This is a genomic window from Cupriavidus sp. 2TAF22, assembly GCF_052115045.1.
In the GTDB taxonomy this organism is placed as follows: Bacteria; Pseudomonadota; Gammaproteobacteria; order Burkholderiales; family Burkholderiaceae; genus Cupriavidus.
This window is the reverse complement of the sequence record NZ_JBFRFX010000016.1, coordinates 144,179-160,210: the sequence shown is the minus strand read 5'-3', so window position 1 is coordinate 160,210 and position 16,032 is coordinate 144,179. Positions and strand designations below refer to the sequence as shown.

The following is a 16,032-nucleotide window of genomic DNA, read 5'->3' as shown; positions in this document are numbered from 1 at the left end:
AGCGTGTTGGCCATCGCCTGGACGTAGTGAATGCCGCAATGCACGCCGGAGGGGCCCAGCGGATAGAAGCCGTTGTCGGCCAGGCTGAGCGCCGTGTAGTAGAGCGCGGCGTCGCGCACCTCCTTGCCGGCCTTGTCTTTGAAGGGGAACTTGAACGAAGGCATGGTCACTCCCGTGCGCTTACGAAGCGTCCGAGAAAGACCGGGAGAACTCGCCGTCCGGCGGTCTGCCGGATGCTGGAGCGCACGCTAGCGGCGGTGAGTTACCAGCACAGGCGACGTTGAAACGCAGGGCGGAATGATTGGGCATGGCCGATCTCTTTGGAATGCCAAAGGCGATACAAGCCATGCTTCAGGTAAACGGCGCCCCCGTATATAGGCCGTTTCCCATTCATGCGGCTGAAAACTCAGAAAGCGCACGGATTTCGTCGCGGCTGGCTTCCGCGATGGCGAGATGCTGCCGCCGTCCGGCAATAGGGCCGGAGCGCGCCGGCGCGAACGTGGAGTCAGGTTCGCGCCAGCAACATGAAAAATCAAATCACCAGTTCAATCAAGAACGGCCCCGCCTTCGCATTGGCCGCCGTGAACAGCGCCGCAAACCCCTCCATGTCCACCGCGCGCGCAGCCTCCACGCCCATGCCATTGGCCAGCTTCACCCAGTCGAGATCGGGGTTGCCGATGTCGAGCATGTCGAGCGCGGTCTTGCCGGGATTGGCGCCGACACCGGCGAGTTCGCCCAGCAGGATGGCGTACTTGCGGTTGGCCAGCACCACCACCGTCACGTCGAGCTTTTCGCGCGCCATGGTCCACAGCGATTGCAGCGTGTACATGCCGGAGCCATCGGCCTGCAGCGCGACCACGCGGCGGCCGGGCGCGGCGACGGCGGCGCCGGTGGCCAGCGGCAGGCCTTCGCCGATGGCGCCGCCGGTGAGTTGCAGCCAGTCGTGCGGCGCGGCGTGCACGGTGCCGGGATAGAAGGCGCGGCCGAAGCTCACGCTTTCTTCCACCACGATGGCCTGCTCTGGCAGCAGCGCGGTCAGGGTCTGCGCCACGGCTTCGGAGGTCACGGCGCCCCTGGCGATCTCGTGCATGGAGACGGAGGCCGGCAGCGCCACGACGGGCGCGCCAAGTTCGTCGGCCAGGCGCGCCAGCGCTTCGGCGAGGTCCTGCTCGGGGCGGGCGAGCACGAAGACTTCGGCGTCTTCCGGATAGGGGCGCGGCGACTTGCCGGGGTAGGCGAAGAAGGTCACGGGCGGCGGCGCGCCGACCAGGATTACGTTGCGGATGCCGGCCAGCTTGGCGCGCGCCGCGTCGCCGGAGTACGGCACGCGGTCCACGTTGAAGCGGCCACGGCCGCGCGACACGCGCGCATTGGACATCGGCGTGATCAGGCGCGCGTCGGTGGCGGCGGCGATGCGATGGGCGTCCGCCAGCGCGGCTTCGCGCAGCGCGGTGCCGGCCAGCACGATCAGCGTGGGCTGGCCGGAGCGCAGCACGCGCGCGGCCTGCTGCACGGCGTCGGGCGAGACCTTGGGCACCGGCAGCGGCGCCAGCGGGGCGGCCACCTTGCCGCCGGCGTCCCAGCACACGTCCGAGGGCAGGATCAGGCTGGCCACGCCGCCCGGCGCGGCGCAGGCCGCCTGCACGGCGGTGGCCGCATCGGCGCCGACCGAGGCAGCGTGCGTGGCGGTGCGGGTCCACACCGAAACCGGGCGCGCCCAGCCTTCGGTGTCGGCGGTCAGCGGCGCGTCGAACGGCCGGTGATAGGTAGCCTGGTCGCCGATGATGTTGATCACCGGGGTCTGCGCGCGGCGCGCGTTGTGCAGGTTGGCCAGGCCGTTGGCCAGGCCCGGGCCGCAGTGCAACAGGGTGGCCGCGGGCTTGTCGGCCATGCGCGCGTAGCCGTCGGCCGCGCCGGTGACCACGCCTTCGAACAGGCCGAGCACGCAGCGCATGCCGGGGATACGGTCGAGGGCGGCCACGAAGTGCATTTCACTGGTGCCGGGATTGGCAAAGCAGGTGTCCACGCCGCACGCCAGCAGCGTCTTCACCAGGCTCTCGGCGCCGTTCAGTTCGCCCTGCCCGTGGTCTCCATGATTCGCCTGGTTGCGCTCGGTAGTCTGCATTTGCTTGTTTTCCGGTTGGGTTGCTGGATGGGGATGTGGATGTGAATCGGGATGCGGAATCGGGTTGCTGGCCCGCTCACGGTTGCGTGGCAGCGCGTGCCGGATAGGCCGGGGCAGCCCCCGCGCCCGGCGCGAGCAGGTCGAAATCCAGGCACACGAACTCGCTCGGGAATTCGATGCGTGCGTAGTAGACGATCACGCCGTCCACGCAGGCATGGCGGCGCAGTTCGGCCACCGGCGCGCCCACCGGCAACGCCAGCCGGGCTGCGGTTTCGGCGCCGGCGGCGATGATCGACAGGCGCTGGCGGGCGGCCGTCACCTTGAGATGCGGGAAGCGGTCCAGCACCGGCACCGAGGCGCCCTGGCGGAAGGCCTCCGGCTCGCGCGCGAACACGCTGGCCTCGATATAGACCTCGCCAAGCGCGAACGGCCGTTGCTCGATACGGTGCAGCCGGCGCAGGAAGCGATAGCCCGGCGCGCGCGCGGCGCTGCATGGCAGCCCCAGTTCGTCGGGCAATGGCACCAGGCCGTCGGATTCGCTGAGCGCCTCGGTGCCGAGGCGGTCGCCTACCGCCACGGCCTGGTCCCAGCTCACGGGCAGCATCAGCGGGCGCCGCTCGCGGTAGCCGGTCTTGACGAAAGTGCCGCGCCCGCGCTCGCGGGTCAGCAGGCCCTCCTCGTCCAGCAGCGACAGCGCGTTGTGCATCGTCATGCGCGCCACGCCGAACTCGCGGCAGAGCTGTTCCAGCGAGGGGATGCGGGCGCCCGGCCGCCATTCGCCGCTCTCGATATGGCGGCGGAAGATGGTGGCAAGCTGGAGATAGACGGGCTGGCGGCTGCGCGAGAGGAGATCGCTGGCAAAGGCCGGGTTCGGCGGAGGGTTCTGCATGGGCGTCCGGGTGCGCGGGCTGGCCCGGCGGCGGCTGGCGCAGCCGTGGCTGCAAGCGAGCTACTTTAGTAAGGTCTACAAAGCTAGACTACTAGGGTTAACTAGGGGGTCGGGGCCGAGCAGGGGCCGGAAATGAAAAAAGCGCGGGATGGCTCCCGCGCTTCGCTTGCAGTCCATGTCGTGCGGCATGGCGCCGCGTGGCTCACGCCGCGAGCGCCTGCGCGTATTGCGGCGGCCTGACCTGCCTGAGGTCGGGCGCCGGGATGACCGCCGACGCCGCCACGGGCGCGGCCAGCCAGCCTTGCACCGTGGCCTGGACGCCGTCGGCCTGCGCCTGCTTGCGCCGGTAGGCCGAGCGCTTCTTGGACGGCAGTTCCATCGCATCGCGGCGCGGCAATCCGACCGGTATGCCCACGTTGCCGCCCTCAAGCACCTCGCCCCCGCACTCCATCCAGAAACTCTCGTAGTCGCACAGGATCTCGCGCGGCGTGTGGCGCTGGCGCCCGACGTGATTGGCCCGGGACACACCCACGATGCGCTGCACGTCCAGCGCGGCGGCAAAGCCCAGCAGCGCTTCCATCACGGCGTCCTTGGGGCGCAGACCGTCGCAGGCCTTGGTCGACTCGCGGATGAGGTCCCGGCTGTTCTCGCCCATCGGGCCCTGCAGGCCGCCGACGAAGATCTCCGCGCCATCCTTGCCCCGCCGGAGGTAGAAGCTGATCTGGCTCAGGCAGGTGCCGCTGGCGATGTCCAGCCAGTAGAAGGCCAGTTCGCCTTCCTTCGGATTCGGCCCGGCATCGGCCAGGCGCAACACGTAGCGGCCCTCGCCGAAGGCACATTCCAGGCCGCCTTGCACGTAAATGCGCTCGCACAGCGCCAGCGGCACCAGCGCGTTCAAGGTCCGGTAGTGGTCCAGTACCGTGCCCATGCGCTCGCGAAAGCCAAGTCCGGACACGCCCAGCGGGCGGTACGGACGCTCCAGCAGCGCCGGCTTGGCCGCGGCCACGCGCAGCATCAGCGCACACGACTCCACGGCCTGCAACCAGCCGCGCACTGCGGCGAAACGGAATGCCGAACGGCAAATCAGCTTTATCCGCTTGAAGCGCCAGCGGCCACCTTGTTGCGGATAGCAGAATGCCGCCAGCGCCGTCAGCGTAGCGAGATAGCGAAGATAGAAAAACGGCCCGAGGTTATTGAAATAACCACGGGCATGGATGGCCGACAGCCACTGAAGGCTAGACATGGGTCCCTGCACGACTTGATGCTCCCCTGTTCCTGATGCAGCTAGCCGGTATCCGGTCTTATGCTGATTGCTGCCCTTGACACGAGTTTCACGAAACGGCCGGATCCGGACCAGGGGCCAGAACCGGGCAAATGTATCCATCCCGTAATAATTCGTAACGGATGGTAATACGTCCCGTTGACCAGGAGATGAAGAATCTTTAGCCGCAAGGAAAAAAAGCCGGCTGATGCCGGCTGGGGGTCTCTCGGGACCTCCGGGGAGACCTTCCGGGATGCGGGGGGCTCGCTGGCCGCGACTCAGCGGTGCGCCGCCGGCCCTTGTTGCCGCTCCGTGGCGAAATACAAAGCCGCCAGCACCGGCAGCCCGAACCCGATCCAGCTGGTCAGCGCCCAGCCGCCGTAGGCGAACGCCCAGGCACCCAGCGCGGAAGCAACGGCGCCACCCGTGAAGAAGATCGCCATGAAGATGCCGTTGAGCCGGCTGCGGATGGTGCCGCCGAGCGCGAAGATGGCGCGCTGGCCGACCACCAGGTTGGCGGCCACGCCGAAGTCCAGCGTGATGGCAGCCAGGGTCAGTGCCGCCAGCGCCGGCGTCGATCCCGGCGTGCCGGCCATGCCCAGCAGGAAGGCGCCAGCCGCCAGCGCCATGGCCAGCGCGGTCATGCGGCGACCGAGTCCGCGATCGGCCGCGCGTCCGGCGAGCGGCGCCGCCACGGCGCCGGCCACGCCCGCCAGTGCGAACAGGGCGATGCCCTTCTGGCTCATGCCGAATCCGGGCCCGGCCAGCCACAGCGGCACGGTGGTCCAGAACAGGCTGAAGGCGCCGAACATGCACGCCTGATAGGCAGCCCGCCGGCGCAGCACCGGCTGGCTGCGCAGCAGCTCCCACATCGAAGCCAGCAGCGCGCCGTAGCGCACCGCCGGCGCCGGGCGGCGGTCCGGCAGCAGGCGCGCCAGCACCGTCGTCAGTACGGCCATGCCCACGGCCGAGCCGGCGAAGATGGCATGCCAGCCCCACAGGTCGGTGACCAGGCTGGACACCGGCCGCGCCAGCATGATGCCGAGCATCAGCCCGCTCATCGCATTGCCCACCACCTGGCCGCGCGCATGCTCGGGTGCCAGGTGCGCGGCGAACGGCACCAGCACCTGGGCCGCCACCGAGCTGAGCCCGATGCACACGGCCGCCGCCAGGAACACGCCGGCATGGCCGGCCAGGGCCGCGGCGGCCAGCGCCACCGCGCTGGCCGCCAGCAGCGTGCAGATCAGCCGGCGGTTTTCGATGATGTCGCCCAGTGGCACGATCAGCAGCAGGCCGACGCCGTAGCCGGCCTGGATCACGGTCACGATCAGGCCGGCGGCCTGCGGCGACAGCCCCAGCGCATGGCCGATCGGGCCGACCAGCGGCTGGGCGTAGTACAGATTGGCCACGATCAGGCCGCAGGCGGTCGCCAGCAGCAGCGTCATCCAGCTCGCGCCGCCCACGGGGCCCGCCTGCGCTGTCGCCGCGCAGTCCGCTCTTGTCGTCATGATCGTATTCCTGCAGCTGACCTCGGCCGGCGCCCGATACGGGTTAACCAGAGGTCGAAGGGCGTGATCATGCCTCAGATGGCGCAAGCTTGCAGGCGGCGGCCCGGCTCACGGCAGGTAGCCCAGCAGCCGCCACCAGACATAGTCCAGCGGCATCAGCACCAGCAAGGTCGGCACGGCCAGCGCCAGGCACAACCGGGTGCCTGCGCGCAGCCCCACCCCGCCAAGCTGCATGGCGATCACGATGGGCGGCGACTGGTAAGGAAAGAACACCGTGGAAAAGACCGGCACCTGCAGCATCAGCACGGTTTCCAGCGGCAGGCCGGTGGCCTGCGCCAGCTCCCTGGCCAGCGGCGTCAGCACCGCCGGCAGGCCCGGCAGCGTGGTCACCAGCCCCAGGGCCGCGCCCACCGCGCCGAGCGCCGCCACATTCGCGGCGTTATGTCCCGGCGACAACGGCAGCCACTGCAGCAAGGCCTTGCTGATGGCCGTGCCCAGCCCGGTCGACTCCACCACCGCACCCAGGCCGAGGAAGCCGGCTACATAGATCAGCGGCGTCAGGTGCACCTGCTCGGCCAGCATGCGCGGCGACACCAGCCCCACGCCCGGCAGCAGGCACACGATGCAGGCCGCCAGCGAAATCCAGGCAGGCGAGATACCGTGCAGCGCATCGGTGGCAAACCCGGCCACGGCCAGCGCCAGGATCGCCGCCAGCACGGTCTCCTGCCGGCCCGGCGTGCCCAGGTCCTGGGGCGGCAGCGCGGCGAGCTGCCCCTTCTCCGGGAACAGCCGACACACCAGCCACACCAGCAGCACGGTCTTGAGCGCGCCGAGGATGGGGAAATGCAGCAAGAGATAGCTGCCGTAGCTCAGGTTCACGCCGTACAGCGAACTCGCCGCGCCGAGCAGCACGCTATTGGGGATATTGGCCGGCAGGATGGTGGTCGGCGGCATATAGCTGGCCGCGGCCACCGTGAGCACCATGCCGATGCGGCCGTTGGAGCCGGGGCCATAGCCCAGGCGGTCGGCCAGCGCCAGCACGATGGGCATCAACAGCAGCACCCGCCCGGTGGTCGACGGCATCAGGAAGGCCAGCCCGACCGCGCTCAGCGCCACGGTGGCGATCACCTGCCGGTAGCTGCCCACCCGCCCGCGGAAGATGATCGCCGCCAGGCGCTGCGCCAGCCCGGTCTGGCGCAAGGCCACGCCGGTCACGGCGCCGCCGAACATCAGCCACCAGGCGGTGGAAGTAAAGCCGGAGAACACCACCGGGGGCGGCGCCACGTGCAGCAGGATGGCGCACAGGAAGAACAGCAGCGTAGTGGTGGGCTCGGGCAGCACGCCGAGCGCCCAGCAGCACACCGTGGACAGCACCAGCGCCGCCGCCAGGACAAGCGGGCCGGGCGCGCCGAGGGCGTGCCCCGCCAGCCAGACCGCGGTGACGCATACGGCAATGACGGCGGCGGCGCGCGCGCTGTCGGAGAGATTGCCGGCTTGCGGCGGGCTGGGCGCGGGCTTCGGCGGGGCCGCGGCGGCTGCGCCGGCCGCGGGATAGCCTGGCTGGGGGCTGGTATGGCTCATGGGGGCGAACTCCGGGGTGCCTTGGGATGTGCGCCATGCTAGGGCGATGCGCCGTGGCCGGGTTACACTTTCCGGGCAAGTTCTTACGAATTCCAGCCACCATCGGCAATCCGGTTCCATCACTTCGCCCCGCATGCCACGTCCGACTTACCAGCCCATACCGCTGACCGAGCCCACCGCCGAACAACCGGTCATCGTGCACCTGCGCCTGCCGCCACCCAATGCGATCATTCGCCGCCACCGGCATGCGTGGGGCCAGGTCTCCTTGCCGCTGCGCGGCAGCATGCGCGTGACCGCGGCCGGCACCACCTGGGTGGTGCCGGCCATGCGCGCGGTATGGATCCCGCCGGACGTTGAGCACGAGGTAGTCACGCTGGGCGACGCCGCGCTGCATGCCTGCTATGTGCTGCCGGCGGCGTCGCCGCTGTCGTTGTCCACCTGCACGGTGCTGGAGGTGTCGGCGCTGATGCGCCAGTTGCTGGTCACGCTGGCCGATGCCGCCCGGCTCTCGCCGCGCCGGCGCCAGCTCAGCGCCGAACTTCTGCTCGAGGAACTGCGGGTGGCGCCCACCCTGTGGCCAGGGCTGGCGCTGCCCACCGACCGACGCCTCAAGGCGCTGTGCGATGCGCTGATGGAAGCCCCCGGCTCGGCCCTGAGCCTGGCGCAATGGGCGGCGCACACAGGCGCCAGCGAGCGCACGCTGGCGCGCCTGTTCCGCACCGAGCTGCACACCAGCTTCGCGGCCTGGCGCCAGCAGCTGCGCCTGGCCCACGCGGTCGACCTGATGAGCCGTGGCAAGCCGCTGGCCCATGTGGCGGCGGAAACCGGCTACGCCAATGCCGGGGCCTTCTCCACCATGTTCCGCCGCGCCCTGGGACAGGCACCGCGCGACTTCCTCGCGCACCGGGCCGAAGCGTAGACGGGACCGCCAGGGGACGGCAGCCGGGCATGGACGCGCGCCACCGAAACCGGGTAGATTCGCCTGCGTATCAACGTATGCGGCCAAGCTCGCGGAGGCAGCCTTTGGGCGAGAAAACACATCTGGGACGCGCCATCCACTGGTCCGCCGGTCCGCAGGCACATGCCGGCGAGATGCTGGCCGCCGGCCTGGGCATGGCCGCACCGCTGCTGCTGGCCGGCGCCATGGGGCACCAGCCCCTCGGCCTTGCCGCGGCGCTTGGCAGCCTGGCCATCGGTTCCGGCACCACGCCGGCCGCGCCGGGCAGCGAAGCGGAGATGGCCCGCAGCGCCGGCGCCCAGGCGCGCGAACTGGCCGCGTTGCTGGCGCCGTTCGCTGCGGCGGCGGCCGTTGCCGCGGCCTGCTCCGGCCATGGCGCGGCCAGCGACGCCATCGTCATCCTGCTCGCCGTCGCGGCCGCTGCCATCGGGGCCTATAGCCGCCCGCTCGCCGTTGCCTCGACGCGCTTGCTGCTGTTCCTGGTCATCGCCGCCAATAGCGCAGGCGCGGCGCCGCACCGCGGCGGCTTCCTGCTGCTCGCGCTGGCCGGCGCGCTCTGGACCTGCCTGTTGCTGATGCTGCTGGGGCCCTGGATGCGCGCGGGCCAGCCAGCGGCCGCGGCGCAAACGGCGCAAGCAACGGAACCGGTGGAAGCGGCCGCGCCCGGGCCGACCACGGCGCAGCGCTGGCGGCGCTGGCAACGCACGATGGCGTCATGGGCGGGCTGGCAGTACCCGCTGCGGCTGGCCTTCGCGCTCGCCGCAGCCGCCGCGCTGCGCTGGCTGTTTCCCGGCCATCACTTCGACTGGATCGCGCTGACGGTGGCCCTGCTGATCCAGCGCCAGCCCGGACTGCCTTCGCTCAAGACCACGCAGCGCGTAGGCGGCACCGTGCTGGGTGTGCTGCTGGCCGCCCTGCTGCTCGGCCACCAGCTGCCGGCCTGGGTCATCGCCGTCAACGCCGGCTGGCTGGCCGGCATGCGGCCCCTGCTGCGCAGCCGCAACTACCTCGCCTACTCGGCGGCGATGACGCCGCTGATGGTGCTGATCACGGGCGCGGGCAATGCGTCCACGGCCGGGGCCATGAGCGGCATGCTGGCCGACCGCGTGGCGGCGACCGTGATCGGCGCCGCCCTTGTCATCCTCGCCGACGGCGTTGCGCTGCGCCTGCTGGCGAAGCCGCTCAGCCGAACCTCGCCAGGTTGAGCGCGGGCAGCGAGCCGCCCGGTCCTTACTCGAAGGCGCTCTTCACCGGCGGCGCCAGCAGGGCCAGCAACTCGCGCACATCGTCCAGCTGTTCGAGGTTCATCACCATGGCTTCGATGTCGGACTGGCGCTTTGCATCGATCAGGCCGCCGGTCAGCGCGCGGTACTTCATCGCCACCTCGGCATTGGACTGCGGCGACTCGATGGCGCGCGACATCTGCCGGTTGATCTCGATGCGCTGACCGTCCGTGAAGGTGACCGCCAGGCGCACGCGCCCGCGGCCATGCTGGCCGCCGGCGTCGAACCCGGGATCGTGCCTGACCGCGATGCGCGGCAGCAGCGCCCAGACATCGTCGGCGTCGATGCGCGAAGGAGCGAACTGCGGCACCAGCGCGGCGCCGTCGAGCACCGCCACCGCCAGCGCGTAGCCGATGTTCATCTGCGCGCCGATCGGCGTGAGCGGGCGCTCCGGCACCCACCAGCCGTGGTGGTAGACGGCGTGCGACACGTCGACCTCGATGCGCGCGATCTGCTCCGCGCGCAGCGCGCGCTGCGCGCCCACGTCGAACAGCGCGTCCAGCGGCGCGTGGATGCCGCCCATGGCCGCATATGGCTTGATCACGATGCGCTCGACTTCCCAGCGCTCGCCCAGGCCATCGGTGATCTGCGACGCATCGGGCGCATGCCCTTCGCCGAAGGTGGAGAGAAAGCCGCCGTACTCCCGCTCGAACACGCGCTTGATGCCCGTGTAGCCGCCCGCCGCCAGCACCGCCGCATAGAAGCCGTTGCGCGCGGAAAAGCCGTGGTGCATGCGCTTGCACATGGCCTCGTACTGCGCAGCCATCAGCCCGGCCGACTGCGTGCCCGCCAGCCCCAGCGCATCCTCGAAGCGGGCGGCGTCCAGTCCCAGCAGCTTGCCCACCGCGGCGGCCGCCGCGTGCGTGCCGAACACCGAGCCGGAATGCCAGCCGCGCGAGAGCATCTGCCCGCCGTGCAGCGCCATGCCCACGCGCGGCCCGACCTCGTAGCCGGCCAGGGCCGCCTGCAGGAATTCGCGGCCGCTCACGCGTTGCTCGCCGGCTGCCGCCGCCCATAGCGCCGGCAACACCAGCGAGGCGCTGTGCAGCGGGCCTAGCGGATGATAGTCGTCGAGCTCGAAGCCCTGGATGAAGGTGCCGTTAAGCAGCGCCGCGCCCGGCGCGCTGGTGCCCGCGCCCCAGCCCACGATGGTGTGGCTGCCCTGGCCTTCGGTCTTGCGCACGATTTCCACCGCGGTGCGCGACCACGGCAGCCGGGCGCCGACGATGGCGCAGGCGATGCCGTCCAGCGTCAGCGCCTTGGCGCGCTCGCGGGCCTTCTCCGGTGCATGCGCCAGGTCGAAGCCGGCGAGCCAGAGCGCGAGCCGGCCGGTGGGGCCGGCCGGATCGGTGGGGGCCTGGGCCTGGGCCTGGGCCTGGGACTGCGGTTGCGGTTGTGATTGCTGTTGGGACATGGCAGGGCGGAGTGGTTGCACGGAGCGTGTTGGACGGAGCGGGTGACGGGAACGGACCAAGCTTGCGCTGGCCGTGTCCGTCCAGCACAGTAACCGTTGTTATGTGTTTATATTCTAGGTACAACAGTTCCTGCCTTGCAAGCGATTTTTTTGCGCCGATGCCTGGGCACGGCCGCGCGCGGGCATTCCGCTCCGGCGTGGCGGAGGGAAAGGAAACGGAACGCGGAACGCGGAAGGGAGGAAAAGCCGGAAGCGGTGCGCTAACGGGACGCACCGGCACCGCGGCGTGCTTGATAGAATCGGCCAGTCAGCGCCCTGACCCCACGATACGAGGCCCCCGATGCCCATCGCAGACACCAAAGCCACGCCCTACTACGCAGTGATCTTCACCTCCATCCGCACCGATGCCGACGGCGGCTACGGCGCCATGGCCGACGCGATGGAAGCCTCCGCATCGCAGCAGCCCGGCTTTCTCGGCGTCGAGTCGGCGCGCGAGGAAATCGGCATCACGGTGTCGTACTGGGAGAGCCTCGAAGCGATCGCCGCATGGAAGCGCGACGCCGCGCACCTGATGGCGCAGAAGCTCGGCCGCGAACGCTGGTACGAGGCGTACAAGACGCGCATCTGCAAGGTCGAGCGCGACTACGAGTTCGCGCGGCCCTGAGGCGCCGCGGCCAACCCCAGGCTCAAATGCTCCCGTCCCGCCGCAGCGCGGCAACGACGCCCGCGTCCACACCCCATTCACGCAGGATCGCCTCGCTATCCGCGCCAGCCTCGACCGGCGCCCGGGGCACGCCGGCCGGCGTGCGGCTAAAGCGCGGTGCCGGCGCCGGCTGTACCACCCCCTCGATCTCCAGGAAAGTCTCGCGCGCGCGGTTGTGCGGGTGTGCGGGAGCTTCGTCCCAGTCCAGGATCGGCGCGAAGCAGGCATCGCTGCCTTCGAGCAATTCGCACCATTCGTCGCGCGTGCGCGTGAGGAACATTTCTGTCATGCGGGCCTTGAGCGCGGGCCACTGGCGTTTGTCCAGCTGCGCATCGAAGGCCGGGTCGTCCAGGCCGCAGCGCTCGCGCAACAGCGCGTAGAACTGCGGCTCGATGGCGCCCACCGCCACGTACTTGCCGTCGGCGCAGGCATAGGTGTCGTAGAAATGCGCCGCGCCATCGAGCAGGTTGTCGCCGCGCTTGTTGGTCCAGCGGCCGGCGGCCTTGAAGCCGTACATCATGGCGCCGAGCAGCGCGGTGCCGTCGGTCATGGCGGCGTCCACCACCTGCCCCTTGCCGGACTGGCGCGCCTCGTTGAGCGCGCACATCACGCCGAACGCCAGCAGCATGCCGCCGCCGCCGAAATCGCCGACATAGTTGAGCGGCACCGCGGGCGGCTCGCCCGCACGGCCGATGGCGTGGAGGGCGCCCGCAATGGCGATGTAGTTGATATCGTGGCCGGCGGCCTGCGACAGCGGCCCGTACTGGCCCCAGCCCGTCATGCGGCCGTACACCAGCGCCGGGTTGCGCGCCAGGCAGGGCTCGGGGCCCAGGCCCAGGCGCTCCATCACGCCGGGGCGGAAGCCTTCGATCAGCACGTCGGCTTTCGCGATCAGGTCCAGCACCACCTGCGCCGCGCCGGGCTTGCGCAGGTCGATGGCCAGCGAGCGCTTGCCGCGCGCGGTCACGTCGCAGCGCGCGCGGCCGGCGCTGGTGGCGGCCGGCTCGCCCGCGGCGGCGGGCCTGGGCCGGTCGATGCGGATCACCTCGGCGCCCTGGTCGGCCAGCATCATCGCGCAGAACGGCGCCGGGCCGATCCCTACCATCTCCACCACCTTCAGTCCTGCCAAGGGTCCCGCCATATCCTGTCTCCGGTTGTCTGTGTCCGGGTGCGCCCCGGATGTGCCTTGGCGGGCAGTTTGCCACGGGCGCCGGGCGGGCGAATCGTCAATAGCGACGAATCGGGCTGTCGGTGACGTCAGACGCCGGGCACGGCGAAAGCCGGGGGGTTGGCGCGAAGCGCGTGCCGCAGCGCATCCGCGGTCAGTTCCGGCAGCCCGGCGGGCACGGCGAGCCCGTCCTGCGCCAGCGCGCCGGCCACGCTCACCACCTTGTCGGCACGGTACTGGCGCCCGCTGCCGATGGCGGCCTCGAACGCGTTGGCGCGCTGGTTGATCTCTTCCGGGTCGGCACTGACCAGCAGCACGGCGTGGGCCAGCACCACGTGCAGGCTCGCATCGGCCGCGCCGGCCACGCGGCGCCAGTACTGCGCCGTGCCGGCAATCTTGCGCGCGTCCGCGGCCGGGCCCCAGGCCAGGTTGAAGCGGCCGTCGCAAAAGGAGCCGTCCACGGCCTGCCAGTGCGTGCGCAGCCCGAGCTGCGCCAGCGCGCCGGCCAGCACTTCGCACAGGTGCAGGTAGACCGCCTCGGCATGCGTGCCGGCRCCGCCGCGCACCGGATAGGCCAGGCTCAGGTTGAGGATGCCCGGACCCTGCGGCACCAGTCCGCCGCCGGACAGCCGCAGCCACACCGGGCAGCCGCGCGCGGCAAAGGCGCTGCGCCCGGCCTCGAGTTGCGCGTGGCGCAGGTAGCTGCGCGGCACCACCAGCGACACCGGTGCCTGCCAAAGGTGCGCCAGCCAGCGGCCGGCGGCGGCCTGTTCGAGCATGGCCTGCTCGGCGCGCAGCGGATCGGGATCGGTGGGGTCGGGAGTGAGGTAGGCGAAGGACATGGGTTGCATCGTGACGACGTTGCACAAGTACCGCCGGCCAATACTGCCACGTCCCCGCCGAGATACAAAGATGGCCAGGCGCTGCCACGGCGGCCGCGCCCGGACCCAACCCCAGGCTTCACCCTCCCAGGTGCGCCTTCAGCAAGGCATTGAACTCATTGGCCCGCTCCATCTGACTCATATGCCCGGTGTCGTCGAAGACCTTGACGGTAGCGTGCGCCGGCGCGTTGCGCGCATGCGAGGCCGGCACGATGCGGTCCTGCGCCCCCCACACCACCAGCACCGGCTTGCCGCCGAGCTTGCGCCCCGGCTGCTCCGTCTGCCGGCCGCCACCGAACAGGCTCGCGCCCAGGCTCGCCAGCGCCTGCGTCACGCCGTCCAGGCGCTTGTACTTCAGCAGGTCGTCCAGCATCTGGCGGCTGACCAGCCCGGTATCGGCGAACAGTTGCTCCACCACCGGCTTGAGATCGCGCCGTGACTGCGCGCTGACGAAGCCTTCGGTGTAGCCATTGTTGATCTCGTCGCCGAAGCCGACCGGCGAGATCAGCGCCAGCGAGCGCACCCGCTGCGGCGCGTCCACCGCCAGTTGCGTAGCTACGCCGCCGCCCATCGAATGGCCCACCAGGTGGGCCTGGCCGATATCCAGCGCATCCATGAACTGGGCGACAAAGCCCGCCAGCGCGGCCAGCGTGGTGCCGGGCAGCCGCGGCGTGGACTGGCCATGCGCGGGCAAGTCCAGCGCCACCACGGTATGGGTGCCGGCCACCGCATCGAGATTGAACAGCCACGCGTCCAGGTCGCCGCCGAAGCCGTGCAGGAAGAGCACGGTCTCGGCGCCCTCGCCGCGCTTCGCGTAGCGCACGCGGATGCCGTCGATATCGATGAACTGATAGGCGGCCGCCGCGGCAGCGTCATCGTCCTCATCCGCCGCCGGGGTCTCGTAGGCGGCCACGTAGGCATCGATCTCCGCGTTGCTGACCCCGGCGGGCGCCAGCACGCCGAGCAGGGCCTTCACCGGCAGCACATCGCCCACCGCCGCCACCTTGCGGCGCAGCGTGCCGGCGTCGGGCGCTTCCACCGCGTTGGCGATCTTGTCGGTCTCCACGTCGAGGATGGGCATGCCCACGGTGATCTGCGCGCCCTCTTCCACCAGCCAGTCGTTGACGGTGCCTTCTTTCATCGACAGGCCCCATTTGGGCATGACGATCGGGGTGATCTCGGCCATCAGTGTTTCCCTCCTTTCACGGTCTTGCGCGCGGCATCGGCGATCTGCGCCGCGCTGGGGATGTAGAGGTCTTCCAGCGCGGGCGAGAACGGCACCGGCGTGTGCGGCGGGCACACCATCTCGATGCCGGCCTTGAGCGCGCCGAAGGCCTGCTGCGCGACCTGGGCGGCGATGTCGGTGGCGATATTGCAGCGCGGGCTGGCTTCGTCCACCACCACCAGGCGGCCGGTGTTTTCCACGGTCTCCAGCACGGTGTCGATATCGAGCGGCGAGAGCGTGCGCAGGTCCACCACCTCGGCCTCGATGCCTTCCTTGGCCAGCGTGGCGGCGGCTTCCAGCGCGCGGTGCACCATCAGCCCGTAGGTGACGATGGACACGTCCTTGCCGTCGCGCACGATATTGGCTTCGCCGAACGGGATCGCATACGAGTTCTCAGGCACCTCGCCTTCGAAGCCGTACAGGTTCTTGTGCTCGCAGAAGATCACCGGGTCGTTGTCGCGGATGGCCTGGATCAGCAAACCCTTGGTGTCGTACGGCGTGGACGGGCACACCACCTTGAGCCCGGGGATATGCGTAAACAGCGGCGTGAGCATCTGGCTGTGCTGGGCCGCCGCGCGGAAGCCCGCGCCCACCATGGCGCGGATCACCACCGGGGTCTCGGCCTTGCCGCCGAACATATAGCGGAACTTGGCCGCCTGGTTGAAGATCTGGTCGAAGCACACACCCATGAAGTCGATGAACATCAACTCCGCGATCGGGCGCATGCCGCAGGCCGCCGCGCCGATGGCCGCGCCCACGTAGGCGGACTCGGACAGCGGCGTGTCCAGCAGGCGGTCGCCGTGCTTGGCGTAGAGGCCCTTGGTGACGCCGAGCACGCCGCCCCAGGCGTCTTTCTCGCCGTCCGCGCCGGCGCCGCCGACGATATCCTCGCCGAGCATGATCACGCTCGGGTCACGGGTCATTTCCTGGTCGATCGCCTCGTTGATCGCCAGCTTCATGCTGAGTTTGCGGGACATGGTTTGGTCTCCTGTTCGTGCTGTTCGTGCTGTTCGTGCTGTTCGTGCTGTTCGTGCGG

Annotated in this window: 13 protein-coding genes; 3 read left to right on the top strand and 10 right to left on the bottom strand. The window is 70.3% G+C overall.

Features of this window, described 5'->3' with window-relative positions:
• Positions 1-532: 532 nt before the first annotated feature.
• The 5 genes from AB4Z48_RS20805 to AB4Z48_RS20785 all read right to left on the bottom strand — a co-directional run bounded on the left by AB4Z48_RS20805 (position 533) and on the right by AB4Z48_RS20785 (position 7,364).
• On the bottom strand, positions 533-2,071 hold the full coding sequence (locus AB4Z48_RS20805; protein WP_441617385.1) for an acetolactate synthase large subunit: 1,539 nt from the start codon (positions 2,069-2,071) through the stop codon (positions 533-535).
• 130 nt (positions 2,072-2,201) lie between these two features.
• Positions 2,202-3,014 carry a GntR family transcriptional regulator gene (locus tag AB4Z48_RS20800; protein ID WP_441617369.1) on the bottom strand — a complete coding sequence of 271 codons (813 nt, stop codon included), beginning with the start codon at positions 3,012-3,014 and terminating at the stop codon, positions 2,202-2,204.
• A gap of 202 nt (positions 3,015-3,216) precedes the next feature.
• On the bottom strand, positions 3,217-4,257 hold the full coding sequence (locus AB4Z48_RS20795) for a DUF535 family protein (RefSeq protein ID WP_441617367.1): 1,041 nt from the start codon (positions 4,255-4,257) through the stop codon (positions 3,217-3,219).
• Between the two features lie 296 nt (positions 4,258-4,553).
• On the bottom strand, positions 4,554-5,783 hold the full coding sequence (locus AB4Z48_RS20790) for an MFS transporter (protein ID WP_441617365.1): 1,230 nt from the start codon (positions 5,781-5,783) through the stop codon (positions 4,554-4,556).
• Between the two features lie 108 nt (positions 5,784-5,891).
• Positions 5,892-7,364, bottom strand: coding sequence for an SLC13 family permease (locus AB4Z48_RS20785; protein WP_441617363.1), 1,473 nt, complete (start codon positions 7,362-7,364; stop codon positions 5,892-5,894).
• A gap of 133 nt (positions 7,365-7,497) precedes the next feature.
• Between AB4Z48_RS20785 and AB4Z48_RS20780 the strand changes: the two genes are divergently transcribed.
• Together AB4Z48_RS20780 and AB4Z48_RS20775 are read left to right on the top strand one after the other, a co-directional pair.
• Positions 7,498-8,283, top strand: a complete 786-nt coding sequence (locus tag AB4Z48_RS20780) for an AraC family transcriptional regulator (protein WP_441617361.1) — start codon at positions 7,498-7,500, stop codon at positions 8,281-8,283.
• A 104-nt stretch (positions 8,284-8,387) separates the two neighbouring features.
• A complete protein-coding gene (locus tag AB4Z48_RS20775; protein ID WP_441617360.1) occupies positions 8,388-9,527 on the top strand; it encodes an FUSC family protein in 1,140 nt (379 codons plus the stop codon).
• Positions 9,528-9,552: 25 nt separating this feature from the next.
• On the opposite strand, the gene AB4Z48_RS20770 is transcribed toward AB4Z48_RS20775, so the two are convergent.
• Positions 9,553-11,019 (bottom strand): MmgE/PrpD family protein, encoded by a 1,467-nt coding sequence (locus tag AB4Z48_RS20770; protein WP_441617358.1) that lies wholly within the window; start codon positions 11,017-11,019, stop codon positions 9,553-9,555.
• A 340-nt stretch (positions 11,020-11,359) separates the two neighbouring features.
• Between AB4Z48_RS20770 and AB4Z48_RS20765 the strand changes: the two genes are divergently transcribed.
• Positions 11,360-11,683: an antibiotic biosynthesis monooxygenase family protein gene (locus tag AB4Z48_RS20765; RefSeq protein ID WP_441617356.1), complete on the top strand. Its 324-nt coding sequence runs from the start codon at positions 11,360-11,362 to the stop codon at positions 11,681-11,683.
• Positions 11,684-11,705: 22 nt separating this feature from the next.
• Here AB4Z48_RS20765 and AB4Z48_RS20760 read toward each other — a convergent pair whose 3' ends face one another.
• The 4 genes from AB4Z48_RS20760 to AB4Z48_RS20745 form a co-directional block, all read right to left on the bottom strand.
• Complete coding sequence (locus AB4Z48_RS20760; protein WP_441617354.1) at positions 11,706-12,863, bottom strand: CaiB/BaiF CoA transferase family protein; 1,158 nt, start codon at positions 12,861-12,863, stop codon at positions 11,706-11,708.
• A 116-nt stretch (positions 12,864-12,979) separates the two neighbouring features.
• Positions 12,980-13,732, bottom strand: coding sequence for a lipoyl protein ligase domain-containing protein (locus AB4Z48_RS20755; protein ID WP_441617352.1), 753 nt, complete (start codon positions 13,730-13,732; stop codon positions 12,980-12,982).
• 118 nt (positions 13,733-13,850) lie between these two features.
• Positions 13,851-14,957, bottom strand: a complete 1,107-nt coding sequence (locus tag AB4Z48_RS20750) for an acetoin dehydrogenase dihydrolipoyllysine-residue acetyltransferase subunit (RefSeq protein WP_441617350.1) — start codon at positions 14,955-14,957, stop codon at positions 13,851-13,853.
• Complete coding sequence (locus tag AB4Z48_RS20745; protein ID WP_441617348.1) at positions 14,957-15,973, bottom strand: alpha-ketoacid dehydrogenase subunit beta; 1,017 nt, start codon at positions 15,971-15,973, stop codon at positions 14,957-14,959. Before AB4Z48_RS20745 ends, AB4Z48_RS20750 begins: the two co-directional genes overlap by 1 nt.
• Positions 15,974-16,032: the final 59 nt, after the last annotated feature.